The sequence below is a fragment of the Limnohabitans sp. Hippo3 genome (assembly GCF_003063665.1).
Lineage (GTDB): Bacteria > Pseudomonadota > Gammaproteobacteria > Burkholderiales > Burkholderiaceae_C > Limnohabitans_A.
This window is the reverse complement of record NZ_NESF01000002.1, coordinates 199,523-211,833: the sequence shown is the minus strand read 5'-3', so window position 1 is coordinate 211,833 and position 12,311 is coordinate 199,523. Positions and strand designations below refer to the sequence as shown.

Genomic DNA, 12,311 nt, shown 5'->3' with positions numbered 1-12,311 from the left:
GAAAATATTTTTGGCCCCTCAGGGATGGGGCCAGATCAGGGAAAAACCTGAGGCGGAAAATCCAACAGTTGTTTCAACCGTGGCCATTCAAAACCCGGTCCCGGGTCCAGTTTCCGGCCTGGTGCGATGTGTTCATGACCAGCCACATGCGCGATGGGGTAGTGATGCCGGATCTCCCGGCACAGATCGGCCAGTTGCTGATACTGCGCGTCTTCGAAGGTGTCGCCTTCCAGGCCTTCCAACTCAATGCCGATGGAGTCGTCGTTGCAGTTGGGCCGACCCCTGTATTGGGACTGTCCGGCATGCCATGCGCGCTCATCGCAGCTCACAAACTGCCACAGTGAGCCATCACGGCGTATGTAAAAGTGCGATGAGACTTCCAGCCCTCGGATGCTTTGAAAGTAGGGGTGTGCGTCCCAATCGAGTTGGTTGGTGAACAAGCGCTGCACGGCATCGCCACCATATTGTCCGGGGGGCAGGCTGATGGAGTGGAGCACGATCAGGTCAATGCAGGCCCCTGCAGGGCGTGGTCCGAAGTTGGGCGAGACCAGCCGTTGCGCTTGTGGGTGCCAGCCTTGTTGCCAATGGGCAGGCGAGGTGTGGTCTGAAGCAGGCACCCGCATCAACGCCGTGACTTCAGCTGGGGTTGCGGTCTTGCGCTGCAGTCCGGTGCTCGGTGCTGCAGTAAAGCCCTTTTTGGCCGGAGACTGCTTCTTCCTGGGGCAAGTGGATGCCGCAATGGGCGCAGCTGACCATTTCAGAGGGGCTTTTCGCTTCAGACGCAGGGGGTGCTTGGGTTCGGCCTGCCGCCTTGGTGCGCTTGATCGCCCAGATGACCAACAAAACCACCAGCAACAAAAAGAGGTATTTCATCCCATGCGCCCCAGCAGGACTTCCATGACAAACCGTGAGCCTGCATACGACAGGAGCAACAAACCCGCGCCGATGTAAAGCACCCGCACAGCCCGGCGGCCTCGCCAGCCCCATTGGCTGCGGCCTGTCAGCAAGACGGCAAAGGTCAGCCAGGACAGCAAGGCGAAAATGGTTTTGTGGTCCCAGCGCCAGTGGCCTTGTCCTTGGCCATAAAGCGCATCACCAAACAACACGCCAGCGACCAAGGTGGCGGTCAACAAAACGAAGCCGGCCAGCACAAATCGGAAGGTGAGGCGTTCGAGCGTCAGCAGTGGCACACCACTGCTGGCGTCGTGGGCTTGCCGAATGTCGCGTTCGGCGCGGGTCATCATCCAGGCGTGCACTACGGCGGCGCCAAACATGCCGTAAGCAGACAAACCCAAAGCCCAATGCAAGGGCAGCCAGGCCGAAGCTTGCGCTGACAGCGGAGTGCCCGGGAAAAACCAGGCCAGCACGACGGCGATGGTCCCCAGAATGCCCATGGCCCAGCGGGCCTTGAATTTGGGGAAAAACTGGCTCTCTAATATATAAGCGCTCACCACGAGCCAGGCGGTCACCGAAATCGCTGGCGCAAAGCCGAAGTGGACAGGGCCGACCAGCAAGCTCAACAGCGCCACGGCATGCGCGGCCCAGGCGAGCCAAAGCAAGCGACGCGCATGCGTGGGAGACAGGCGCTCACCCGCCAAGGCTGGCAGGCCATAGGCCAGCGCCGCCAGCACGGTGGCAGGCAGCATCCAAAATGGGGGACTCGCTAAAATCATGACACCGAGTTTAGCCTTTCAGGCGCTGCCACTGGGGTGGAGCCAACAGGCTGGACCGGAAATTTCTGGATATCCCCATGGCCTCCGCCCTGACCGACAAACTCTCACGCCTCGTCAAGACCCTCAGCGGGCAGGCCCGCATCACCGAATCGAACGTGGCCGACATGCTGCGCGAGGTGCGCATGGCCCTGCTCGAAGCCGATGTGGCCTTGCCGGTGGTGCGCGACTTCATCGCCCGTGTGAAGGAAAAAGCCCTGGGCCAGGAGGTCATGGGCTCACTCAAGCCTGGCCAGGCCTTGGTGGGTGTGGTCAACCGCGAGCTGGCCGCCACCATGGGCGAGGGCGTGTCGGACATCAACCTGGCGGCGCAGCCCCCAGCGGTGATTTTGATGGCCGGTTTGCAAGGTGCCGGTAAAACCACCACCACCGCCAAGCTGGCCAAACACCTGATTGAAAAGCGCAAAAAGAAAGTGCTGACCGTCTCGGGCGACGTGTACCGGCCTGCGGCCATCGAACAGCTCAAGACCGTGACGGCGCAGGCCGGGGCCGAGTGGTTCCCCAGCACGCCCGACCAAAAGCCGATCGACATCGCCCGCGCCGCCATCGACTACGCCCGCAAGCACTTCTTTGACGTGCTGCTGGTCGACACTGCCGGTCGCCTGGCGATTGACGAAGCCCTGATGGCCGAGATCAAGGCGCTGCACGCTGAACTCAAGCCTGTGGAAACTCTGTTCGTGGTCGACGCCATGCAGGGTCAGGATGCGGCCAACACCGCCAAAGCGTTCAGTGACGCCCTGCCGCTCACGGGCATTGTGCTCACCAAACTGGATGGTGATTCACGCGGCGGTGCTGCTTTGTCGGTGCGCCAGATCACGGGTGTGCCGATCAAGTTTGCCGGTACGAGCGAGAAAATCGATGGCCTGGAAGTGTTTGACGCTGAGCGCCATGCAGGCCGGGTGCTGGGCATGGGCGACATTGTGGCGCTGGTCGAGCAGGTCACTGCCGGTGTGGACATGGAAGCCGCGCAAAAGCTGGCCGCCAAGGTCAAGAGCGGCGGTGGTTTTGACCTGAACGACTTTTTGGCCCAGATCCAGCAGATGAAACAAATGGGTGGTTTGTCGAGCCTGATGGACAAGTTGCCCAGCCAATTGACGGCCAAGGCCGGGTCCATGGACATGGAAAAGGTCGAGAAAGACATTGGCCGCAAGCAGGGCATCATCCACAGCATGACGCCGCTGGAGCGGAAAAAGCCCGAGCTGATCAAGGCGACCCGCAAGCGCCGCATTGCAGCCGGTGCCGGTGTTCAGGTGCAGGACGTCAACCGCATGCTCAAGGAGTTTGAGCAGATGCAGGACATGATGAAAAAAATGTCCGGCGGCGGCATGATGAAGATGATGAAACGCATGGGCGCCATGAAAGGCATGATGGGCGGCGGCGGGGGCTTTCCCGGCATGCCGCGTTGACCCGCGTGAATGGCCAACCGATGCACCGACTTTTCATTTACGGCACGCTCATGCCCGGTCTTCGGCTTGAAGCTGAAATGCACGGGGCCCGTTTTGTGGGCCCTGCCCAAGTGCCTGGCCGCTTGGTCGATGTGGGGCGTTTTCCTGGCTTGCTGCTGGACTTGTCTACGGGTGATGGCCAGGTCACAGGTGAAATCTATGAAGTGGATGACGCGCACCTGGCCCGGCTGGATGTGGTGGAGGGCATGGTCCGCGGTGACCGCAGTGCATCTCAATACTGGCGCGAAACTGTGACCGTGCTCAGCGGCCCGCTGCAAGGCCAGCCTGTGCAGACCTATGTGTACAACCGCCCGGTGGATGCTTGCGCCCCCATCCCGCACGGTGACTACCGACGCTACATCCGCGAGGTCGGCCGCGAGTCTTGAGTCTCAGGGATTTTTGTAGGAGTGAGCCCCTGCTCGCGAATGTCTGCAGAGGCTCAACACACATTCGGCCGCAGGGGCAGCCTCCCACCAACTTCAGTCCTTGATCACCAACTCGCCCCGCAGCGAGTGCGACAGGCCTTGGGTGATGCGCACATCCGCCATCTGACCGATCAGGCGGTCCATGTTCGGGCCGCCGGGGAAGTTGACCACCCGGTTGCACTCGGTGCGGCCGGCCAGCTCGGTGGCGTCCTTGCGTGAAGGGCGCTCCACCAGAATGCGCTGCACCGTGCCCACACGGCTCTCGCCAATGCGCTGCACGTTTTCTTCGATGGTCGCTTGCAGGTGGTGCAGGCGGCGCAGCTTGACGTCGTGCGGCGTGTCGTCGTGCAGGTTGGCCGCAGGCGTGCCAGGGCGGGGGCTGAAGATGAAGCTGAAGCTGGTGTCAAAACCCACATCGGTGATCAGCTTCATCATCTTGTTGAAGTCGTCCTCGGTCTCGCCGGGGAAACCCACGATGAAATCGCTGCTGAGCGACATGTCGGGGCGGATCGCCCGCAGCTTGCGGATCGTGCTCTTGTATTCCATGGCGGTGTAGCCGCGTTTCATCGCCATCAAAATCTTGTCTGATCCGTGCTGCACCGGCAAGTGCAGGTGGCTCACCAGTTTGGGGATCTTCTCGTACGCGTCGATCAGGCGCTGCGTGAACTCATTCGGGTGGCTGGTCACATAGCGGATGCGCTCAATGCCGGGCATGTCGGCCACGTATTCCAGCAACAGCGCAAAGTCGGCAATGTCTGAGGTGCCGCCCATCTTGCCCCGGTAAGCGTTCACGTTTTGGCCCAGCAGGGTGATCTCTTTCACGCCCTGCGCGGCCAGGCCCGCCACCTCCACCAGTACATCGTCAAACGGGCGAGAGACCTCTTCGCCCCGGGTGTAGGGCACCACGCAATAGCTGCAGTATTTGCTGCAGCCTTCCATGATCGACACAAAGGCGGTGGCGCCTTCCACCTTGGCGGGTGGCAGGTGGTCGAACTTTTCAATCTCGGGGAAGCTGATGTCGACTTGCGGGCGCTGCTTGCGCTCGCGCTCGGCCAGCATCTCGGGCAAGCGGTGCAGGGTTTGCGGGCCAAACACCACGTCCACATAAGGCGCACGCTTGATGATCTCAGCGCCTTCCTGGCTGGCAACGCAGCCGCCCACGCCAATCAGTACGCCCTTGGCTTTGAGGTGTTGCACCCGGCCCAGATCGCTGAACACCTTTTCTTGCGCCTTCTCGCGCACCGAGCAGGTGTTGAACAAAATCAGATCGGCCTCGTCCACGTCCTGCGTGGGTTCATAGCCCTGGGCCGCGCCCAGCACATCGGCCATCTTGTCCGAGTCGTACTCGTTCATCTGGCAGCCAAACGTTTTGATGAAGACTTTCTTGCTCATGCGGCCTCCACGGCGTTCAGGGAGGTGATGAAGTCAAGGCAAAGCAAAGCACGCCCGCGAAGGGCCAAAGTGCAGCGGTTCATGGTGTAGATCCAGAGGCTGTGAAAAAGAAAAGCGCAGATGCGCTTTGGAGGTGGCAGATTATCGCAGGCGAGCTCCTGCTCAGTTGCCGTTGTTTTCGACAGCCTTCGGCTTGAAAAACATCGGATAAGCCCTTTGCACCGTCGGGCTGTCATAGGCCCAGCTGTGGCATTGGCCGAGGTGGTAGGGTGGTTGGGTGATTTCGGGGTGGGGCTGGCCAGCTTGTTCGCGGCGGTGCCATTGGCCGGATGGCAGGGTTTGGTAGGCGGCCGTTGCCATGTTGAACAAAAGTTCCCGCAGGTGGGTGCAGCCTTCGGTGCCACCGATGTGCGCGTTGATGACCTTGCGCCAGCCGGGGCCCATGGTCTGGCCGATCAGTTTGTGCATGCCGTGCGGTGCGCCAGCGCATTCGGGGTGGGGGATGTCATCCATCGCCGTGACGATGTCCTGGATGACCATTTTGTTGTTGAGCGTGACGCGAATTTTGAGGCCGTGGATCGGCTCGTTGGCTGGGAAGGGGCGTTCGTTGGGGACCTGAAAGCCGTAAGTCTTGATATCGGTCAGCTCGGCTTCGATGTCCCACAAGCCGTCTTCACGGTCAAAGCCTTGGTACACCACGGTTCGCGTATGTGACAGTTTTCGGGGGGAGGGTGGTGGAAGTGCCAATGGAAATCTCGCGGGTCTGATGTTGAATCACTTAATCATAGCTACGCAGGAGTTCTCAGCATGTCCACCACCATCCACCCCGCCGTTCGCCGTCAGACCATTGCCGATGCTCTGCGTCGCACGGCCATCCGCCTGCCCACCAAAACTGGCATCGTGTGCGGCACTACCACCTGGACCTATGCCGAGTTCGACGCGCTGGTGACGCGACTGGCCGCAGGCTTGGCCAGCATTGGCGTGGCAGAGGGCGACAAGGTGGCGGTGCTGGCGCGCAATTCGCACGGTTTTGCGGCGCTGCGCTTTGCGTTGGCCCGCCGTGGCGCGGTCATGGTGCCGATCAACTTCATGCTCAAGGCCGAAGAGGTGGCTTACATCTTGCGTCACGCAGGTGCCAAGACGCTGGCGACCGACAGTGGCCTGGCCGAGCTCGCGCAGGCCGCTTCCAAGCTCGACACACAGGTGGAGCAGTTCATCTGGCTGCCGTCCGAAGACCCGAGCCAGCCCGTGGCGGGCATGCACAGCTTTGATGCGCTGGCCGCTTGCACCGACCCCTTGCCTGATTTGCGCCTGGGCAGCTACGACGTGGCGCAGATCGTCTATACCAGCGGCACCGAGTCGTCGCCCAAAGGTGCGCAGCTCACGCACGACGCGGTCATGTGGCAATACGTCAGCTGCGTGATCGACGCCGAAATCGCCGAGGTCGACGTGGCCCTGCATGCGCTGCCGCTGTACCACTGCGCCCAGCTCGATGTGTTCTTTGGCCCGGCCATTTACATGGGCAGCACCAACGTCATCACCTCCAAACCCACGCCCGACAACCTGCTGCCGATGCTCGAAAAGTTTGGCATCACCAGCTTCTTTGCGCCGCCCACGGTGTGGATCGCGCTGCTGCGCTCGCCGCTGATGGATGCGGGCAAGCTCGTTAAATTGGCCAAGGGCTACTACGGCGCGTCGATCATGCCGGTCGAGGTGCTGAAAGAGCTGGCCTCGCGCCTGCCCAATGTCCGGCTGTGGAACCTGTACGGCCAGACCGAAATCGCGCCCCTGGCGACCATGCTCGGCCCAGACGACCAGCTGCGCAAACCGGGTTCGTGTGGCAAAGCCGTGCGCAACGTCGAAACGCGTGTAGTCAACGACGACATGCAGGACGTGGCCGTGGGCGAAGTGGGCGAGATCGTGCACCGCTCACCGCATTTGATGCTCGGCTATTTTCACGACGACGAGCGCACCCAAGCTTCGTTCGAGGGCGACTGGTTCCACAGTGGGGATCTGGGCATCATCGACGAGGAGGGTTACATCACGGTGGTGGATCGCAAGAAGGACATGATCAAGTCCGGCGGCGAAAACGTGGCCAGCCGCGAGGTGGAGGAGATGATTTACCGCCTGCCGCAAGTGAGCGAAGTGGCGGTGGTGGGTTTGCCCGACGCCAAGTGGGTCGAGGCCGTGACGGCGGTGATCGTGGTCAAGGATGGGCAGGCGCTGGACGAAGCCGCAGTGATCGCGCACTGTGCCCAGCACATGGCCGGTTTCAAGTGTCCCAAGCGCGTGCTCTTCACGGACGCGCTGCCCAAGAACCCGAGCGGCAAACTGCTCAAGCGCGACTTGCGGGTGCGTTACGCGTGACGCAGCGCCTACAGCATCTTTGCCACGAAACCAATATGAGTGCTCCCATTGTCTTGCGCAATTTACAAGTCGGTGACATTGGCTGGCTGGCGCATCGGCAGGGCATTTTGTATGCGCAGGAATACGGCTGGGATGGCACGTTCGAGGCCTTGGTGGCCGAGATTGGGGCGCAGTTCGTCAAGAACTTTGACTCCGCATGGGAGAACGCCTGGATCGCCGAATGCGAAGGCCGCGTGGTGGGTTCGGTGTTTTTGGTCAAGGTGTCCGAGCGGGAAGCCAAGCTGCGTTTGCTCTACGTGGAGCCGGTGGCACGCGGCGCAGGGCTGGGGCGGCGCTTGACCCATGAGTGCATCGCGTTTGCCAAAGCCAAGGGGTACTCCAAGCTGACCTTGTGGACCAACGATATCCTGCATGCGGCGTGCCGCATATACCAGGAGGCGGGCTTTGTGTTGGTGTCTGAAGAGCGCCACCACTCTTTTGGTGCCGATCTGGTGGGGCAGTACTGGTCTCTTGACCTTCAGGGTGGAGTTGCCGGGCACCAGCCCATTTCAAGCCAATGTGCATAGCCTGGCTTGAATGGCCATGCGGTGTACTGCACCGGTGTGCCTTGCGGTAATACTTGCTCGGTCAGGTGGTCCAGCCAAGGACTGATGGCACCGATTTGCTGTAACCAAGCTTGTCCTTCTGGCGCCTCCATGGCCAAGCCGGCCGTACTCTGGTGTGCCACGGGCAAAGCGATGCCCTGCACAGCTGGCCCGGACATGCGGTCGTGCACGCTGCCCCAAGCCACGGGTTTCAGGGTGTGCCGCAGTTTGCGTAAGCGGCGATCCACGGCATCCAGCGTTTCGTGGGTGAAGCGCAATTGCCCCAGCACGTTGTCAAACCAGAAAAATGCTTCGGGCATGGCGTGAACGGCATCATGCAGCTGAGCCAAGCCATCGCCGGTGTGCAGGTGCAAGGCCGTGCCTTGGCGCTTCAGTTCTCGTTCATGCCGCCAGCGGAACAAAGGTGCGGCCAAAGGATCAATGTCCCAAGCGTATATCGCGTCAAATTGCGCCAACCAGGACGTCGGCAACATCCAGCCTGCACTGGCACCGATCAGCACCAACTGTTTGCGCGGCATGGTTTGCGCCATGAGCCACGCTTCGATTTGTGCTGATGTGGGTGCCCAGCGCTTTTGTGATCGCCATGCGCGCCAATGCCAGTGCCATCCGCCTGTCAGGTTCATGTTGGCACTTCAGTTGGTGCTTCCGAGGCGAATGTCATCTGCACATGGCCGAGCAGGCCGTAATCAGCGCTCACCCTGTCGCCCGGCTCCAAGGCCAGGGGCACCATGCAGGTTCCGGTGGTGACCACCTGGCCCTTTTGCAAGGTGAGGCTCAAAGCCGACAGTTGGTTGACCAGCCAGGTCAAGGCGATCCGAGGATCGCCCAGCACATTGGCCCCGGTGCCTTCACGTGTGTAACGAAGGCGTTCGCCATGGTCAACGCGCGCTTGCACGGTGTGATGGCTCAAATCGAGTTCGCGCCAAGCATCGGGGGCTGCCGGGCCCAATACAAAATGCCGTGCGCAGGCGTTGTCGGCCAACAATTGGGCTTCGCCCGCTTCGGTGAACGGGGCCAATCGGGAGTCGGGTATTTCAATGGCCGGGTGCAGCGAGGCCACGGCGGCCATGACTTGCTTCATGCCGTAGGGGGTGTTTTGCGGTGGCAAGTCTTGCGCCATTGAAAATGCAAATTCAGGTTCCGCCACCCGCATCCGGTTGCCCGCGGAGGGCACCGTGGCACCGTTGTCAAACACTTGGCCTGAGAGCAAGCGCCCGGCCAGCGGACCGCTCACATGGATATGGCTTTGTCCGTTGGCGCTGGTGGCCGCGATCTTCCATCCCACGACGGTGCGGCCGGATACGGAGGGCAATTCTGCCTGCACCGCATAGCCTTGCGCCATGGTCAAGGGCCTGCATTCTTCGGGCAGGGCTTTCAGAACCTGACCCGACTGCCAGTGCGACCAAACTGTTTGCGCGGCTTGGGTGATGGCTGGGGCGTTCAAGTTTTTGGGGATGATCATGTGTCGATTGTTACGCCGACTTGTGCGGGCTGGATGAATTTTTGTGTATAATTTTTGGCTTGGTGGCGTCAGTCATCTGCTTTCAAGCAGTTTGTTTAAAAGCAACCCGTTACCCGGAGATATAGCTCAGTTGGTTAGAGCGCAGCATTCATAATGCTGATGTCGGTGGTTCAAGTCCACCTATCTCCACCAAATTCAAAGCCCACAGTCTTGCGACTGTGGGCTTTTTGGTTTGGGCGTTCAAGCGAAAACGTCCACCGCTTCTCCCAGACCATCCCAGCGCATTGTTTTGCGTTGGCGGCCTACACGGCTGTTTTTGCCGGCTTTCTCGCCGTTGTCTGACGAAGACACCCGGCTGCGTCCAGTCACGGCTTCAGGCGCTGCGCGTTTTTCCACGCGGTCGATCGGGTTGATGACAGGGGCCATGGGGCGCAGGGTCTGACCGATAGAGATAGGGCTGATTCGCATGGGGAACTTTCAGGAATGCTTAAGGGATACATCGGCACGAAAACCTGAAAGTGAAGTGCAAGTTGGCAAGACCCAGAGGCCGCTGGTGTCGTGCCAATGAAAAGGCCCGCCTTGCAAGCATGGCGGGCCAAGTTGTTGAAAGCCAGAGGGTTTCAGCCGTTTACAAAGTGGGGTGCCCGTTTGTTCAAAAAGGCGTCCATGCCTTCTTTTTGGTCAGCGGTGGCAAACAGGCCATGGAACAGGCGGCGCTCGAACATCACGCCGTCGCTCAGACCGCTTTCAAAGGCGCGGTTGACACTTTCCTTGGCGGCCATGGTGGCCAGCTGGCCGTACCCGCAGATCATCAAGGCTGCGCCCAGTGTTTCGTCCATCAATTTGTCCAGCGGCACCACGCGGCTGACCAGGCCACCTCGCTCGGCCTCGGCGGCGTCCATCATGCGGCCTGTGAGCACCAGGTCCATGGCCTTGGATTTGCCCATGGCGCGGGGCAGGCGCTGCGTTCCGCCTGCACCAGGAATGATGCCGATCTTGATTTCGGGCTGACCAAACTTGGCGTTGTCGGCGGCGATGATGAAGTCGCACATCATGGCCAGTTCGCACCCGCCACCGAGTGCAAAACCGGCCACGGCCGCGATCACGGGTTTGCGGATGCTGCGGATGGTTTCCCAGTTGCGCGTGATGAAGTCGTTTTTGTAAACCTCGTGGAAGTTGTATTTGGCCATCGCAGAGATGTCGGCGCCTGCGGCAAAGGCTTTTTCGCTGCCGGTGATGACCATGCAGCCAATGGCTTCATCGGCGTCAAAAGCCTTGAGGGCCGCGCCCAGCTCGTCCATGAGCGGGCCGTTCAGGGCGTTCAGCGCCTTGGGGCGGTTGAGGGTGATGATGCCGACTTTGCCGCCTTCGGTGCGGACTTCGATATTTTCGTAGCTCAAGAACTTCTCCAAAAAATGTGGATTGACCGGTTCACTATACCCAAGGGGGCTGAGCGCTGGCTGTCAACTCTGGCACTGGTATCCGGGAAAACATTAACCAACCGATCGGTCGGTTAATGGTACATTCACGGGTTCAGGAGACATCATATGACCGAATCCACCCCATCGGTGTTGTACGAAGTGCGAGGCGCCGTGGCGCTGGTCACCCTCAACCGCCCGCAAGCCCTCAACAGTTTCACCCGCGAAATGCACCAGGCCCTGTGGGCTGCCCTGGACCAGGCCGAGGCCAATCCGGCCGTGCGTTCCCTGGTGCTAACGGGTGCCGGTCGTGGCTTTTGTGCCGGTCTGGACCTGTCTGAACTCGATTTCACCCCCGGGCCAGGTCTGCTGGAGCGCGCCGATCCGGGTCCGGTCATCCAGGATGCCTTCAACCCCACCACGCGCCGCCTGCAGTCGCTGCGCATGCCGGTCATCTGCGCTGTGAACGGCGTGGCTGCGGGAGCCGGGGCCTCGGTGGCCATGGCCTGCGACATCGCGATTGCGGCACCCTCGGCCAGTTTCGTCCAGGCTTTCAGCAAGATTGGCCTGATCCCGGACGCGGGTGGCAGCTGGCTCTTGGTCGAGCGCCTGGGCCTGCCCCGCGCCATGGCGCTGGCGATGACCGGCGACAAGCTGATGGCCGACAAGGCCAAGGAGTGGGGCCTGATCTGGGACGTGGCCGACGACTGCGTGGCTGCCGCACTGGCGCTGGCCGACAAGCTGGCCGTGATGCCGACCAAGGCTTTGGTGGCCACCCGTCACCTGCTGCGCGATGCGGGTACCCGCTCGCTGGACGCCCACCTGAACGTCGAGCGCGACACGCAATCGGCGCTGGGCAAGACGCACGACTACATGGAAGGCGTGAACGCCTTTTTGCAAAAACGCGCACCGCAATTCAAAGGCGAATGATGAGCACTGCCGATCCCAAAGCCCTCGCCCGTTTGGTGGGCGAGACCATGTTCGCGGTGGACGTGGCGTCCAAAGACACGATGGGCATGGAGCTGCTGGCCTGCGAGCCCGGCCGCGCCGTGATGCGCATGGTGGTGAAACCACTGCACCTGAACGGCCACCAGATCTGCCACGGCGGCTTCATCTTCACCTTGGCCGATTCGACCTTTGCCTTCGCCTGTAACAGCTACAACAAGAACGCGGTCGCCGCGGGTTGCAGCATTGAATTTCTGAAGCCCGGCAAGCTGGGCGACGTGCTGACTTGCGAAGGTATCGAACAGACCCTGAGCGGTCGTCATGGCATCTATGACATGCAAGTCACCAACCAGCATGGCGAAGTGATCGCCATGTTCCGTGGCAAAAGCGCCCAGATTCCGGGCACTGTGGTGCCAGAGTGAGTCCTTGTCACTCCCGCGTGTTGGTTTGTCATTCCCGCGCACGCGGGAATCCATGCCTGCCAGCGCCTCGAACATGCAGACCATCCCTTGTTTTTGAATC

15 protein-coding genes and 1 tRNA gene are annotated in these 12,311 nt (G+C 61.0%); 7 read left to right on the top strand and 9 right to left on the bottom strand.

Annotated features, from left to right (window positions below):
• Positions 1–35 precede the first annotated feature (35 nt).
• The 3 genes from ampD to B9Z34_RS05440 are packed head-to-tail and all read right to left on the bottom strand — an operon-like array spanning position 36 to position 1,646.
• Positions 36–623 carry a 1,6-anhydro-N-acetylmuramyl-L-alanine amidase AmpD gene (gene ampD, locus B9Z34_RS05450; RefSeq protein ID WP_108427168.1) on the bottom strand — a complete coding sequence of 196 codons (588 nt, stop codon included), beginning with the start codon at positions 621–623 and terminating at the stop codon, positions 36–38.
• Between the two features lie 13 nt (positions 624–636).
• Positions 637–873, bottom strand: a complete 237-nt coding sequence (locus tag B9Z34_RS05445) for a PP0621 family protein (RefSeq protein ID WP_108427086.1) — start codon at positions 871–873, stop codon at positions 637–639.
• The gene (locus B9Z34_RS05440; protein WP_369907580.1) at positions 870–1,646 is read right to left on the bottom strand and encodes an inner membrane protein YpjD; all 777 of its coding nucleotides are present in this window, start codon (positions 1,644–1,646) and stop codon (positions 870–872) included. The genes B9Z34_RS05445 and B9Z34_RS05440 overlap by 4 nt, the downstream gene beginning before the upstream one ends.
• Before the next feature lie 104 nt (positions 1,647–1,750).
• Between B9Z34_RS05440 and ffh the strand changes: the two genes are divergently transcribed.
• Both ffh and B9Z34_RS05430 read left to right on the top strand, forming a co-directional pair.
• The gene (ffh, locus tag B9Z34_RS05435; protein ID WP_108427084.1) at positions 1,751–3,136 is read left to right on the top strand and encodes a signal recognition particle protein; all 1,386 of its coding nucleotides are present in this window, start codon (positions 1,751–1,753) and stop codon (positions 3,134–3,136) included.
• Between the two features lie 20 nt (positions 3,137–3,156).
• The gene (locus B9Z34_RS05430) at positions 3,157–3,561 is read left to right on the top strand and encodes a gamma-glutamylcyclotransferase (RefSeq protein ID WP_108427167.1); all 405 of its coding nucleotides are present in this window, start codon (positions 3,157–3,159) and stop codon (positions 3,559–3,561) included.
• 93 nt (positions 3,562–3,654) lie between these two features.
• On the opposite strand, the gene miaB is transcribed toward B9Z34_RS05430, so the two are convergent.
• Entirely contained in the window at positions 3,655–4,992 is a 1,338-nt protein-coding gene (gene miaB, locus B9Z34_RS05425; RefSeq protein WP_108427083.1) for a tRNA (N6-isopentenyl adenosine(37)-C2)-methylthiotransferase MiaB, read from the bottom strand.
• A gap of 162 nt (positions 4,993–5,154) precedes the next feature.
• Positions 5,155–5,691 (bottom strand): DUF2889 domain-containing protein, encoded by a 537-nt coding sequence (locus B9Z34_RS05420; RefSeq protein WP_108427082.1) that lies wholly within the window; start codon positions 5,689–5,691, stop codon positions 5,155–5,157.
• Positions 5,692–5,799: 108 nt separating this feature from the next.
• Between B9Z34_RS05420 and B9Z34_RS05415 the strand changes: the two genes are divergently transcribed.
• A complete protein-coding gene (locus B9Z34_RS05415; protein WP_199220069.1) occupies positions 5,800–7,359 on the top strand; it encodes an acyl-CoA synthetase in 1,560 nt (519 codons plus the stop codon).
• Positions 7,360–7,394: 35 nt separating this feature from the next.
• Positions 7,395–7,925 (top strand): GNAT family N-acetyltransferase, encoded by a 531-nt coding sequence (locus tag B9Z34_RS05410; protein WP_108427081.1) that lies wholly within the window; start codon positions 7,395–7,397, stop codon positions 7,923–7,925.
• On the opposite strand, the gene B9Z34_RS05405 is transcribed toward B9Z34_RS05410, so the two are convergent.
• Both B9Z34_RS05405 and B9Z34_RS05400 read right to left on the bottom strand, forming a co-directional pair.
• A complete protein-coding gene (locus B9Z34_RS05405) occupies positions 7,877–8,587 on the bottom strand; it encodes a hypothetical protein (protein ID WP_233249417.1) in 711 nt (236 codons plus the stop codon). The genes B9Z34_RS05410 and B9Z34_RS05405 overlap by 49 nt on opposite strands.
• Positions 8,584–9,426: a 2-keto-4-pentenoate hydratase gene (locus B9Z34_RS05400; RefSeq protein WP_108427080.1), complete on the bottom strand. Its 843-nt coding sequence runs from the start codon at positions 9,424–9,426 to the stop codon at positions 8,584–8,586. The genes B9Z34_RS05405 and B9Z34_RS05400 overlap by 4 nt, the downstream gene beginning before the upstream one ends.
• Positions 9,427–9,541: 115 nt before the next feature.
• Here B9Z34_RS05400 and B9Z34_RS05395 point away from each other — a divergent pair.
• A tRNA-Met gene (locus B9Z34_RS05395) sits at positions 9,542–9,618 on the top strand.
• A 48-nt stretch (positions 9,619–9,666) separates the two neighbouring features.
• On the opposite strand, the gene B9Z34_RS05390 is transcribed toward B9Z34_RS05395, so the two are convergent.
• Positions 9,667–9,894 (bottom strand): hypothetical protein, encoded by a 228-nt coding sequence (locus tag B9Z34_RS05390; protein WP_146179621.1) that lies wholly within the window; start codon positions 9,892–9,894, stop codon positions 9,667–9,669.
• Between the two features lie 152 nt (positions 9,895–10,046).
• Positions 10,047–10,826 (bottom strand): enoyl-CoA hydratase, encoded by a 780-nt coding sequence (locus B9Z34_RS05385; protein ID WP_108427078.1) that lies wholly within the window; start codon positions 10,824–10,826, stop codon positions 10,047–10,049.
• A gap of 147 nt (positions 10,827–10,973) precedes the next feature.
• Between B9Z34_RS05385 and B9Z34_RS05380 the strand changes: the two genes are divergently transcribed.
• Together B9Z34_RS05380 and paaI are read left to right on the top strand one after the other, a co-directional pair.
• Complete coding sequence (locus B9Z34_RS05380) at positions 10,974–11,774, top strand: enoyl-CoA hydratase-related protein (protein ID WP_108427077.1); 801 nt, start codon at positions 10,974–10,976, stop codon at positions 11,772–11,774.
• Positions 11,774–12,211 (top strand): hydroxyphenylacetyl-CoA thioesterase PaaI, encoded by a 438-nt coding sequence (gene paaI / locus B9Z34_RS05375; protein ID WP_369907579.1) that lies wholly within the window; start codon positions 11,774–11,776, stop codon positions 12,209–12,211. Before B9Z34_RS05380 ends, paaI begins: the two co-directional genes overlap by 1 nt.
• The last annotated feature ends 100 nt before the right edge of the window (positions 12,212–12,311 follow it).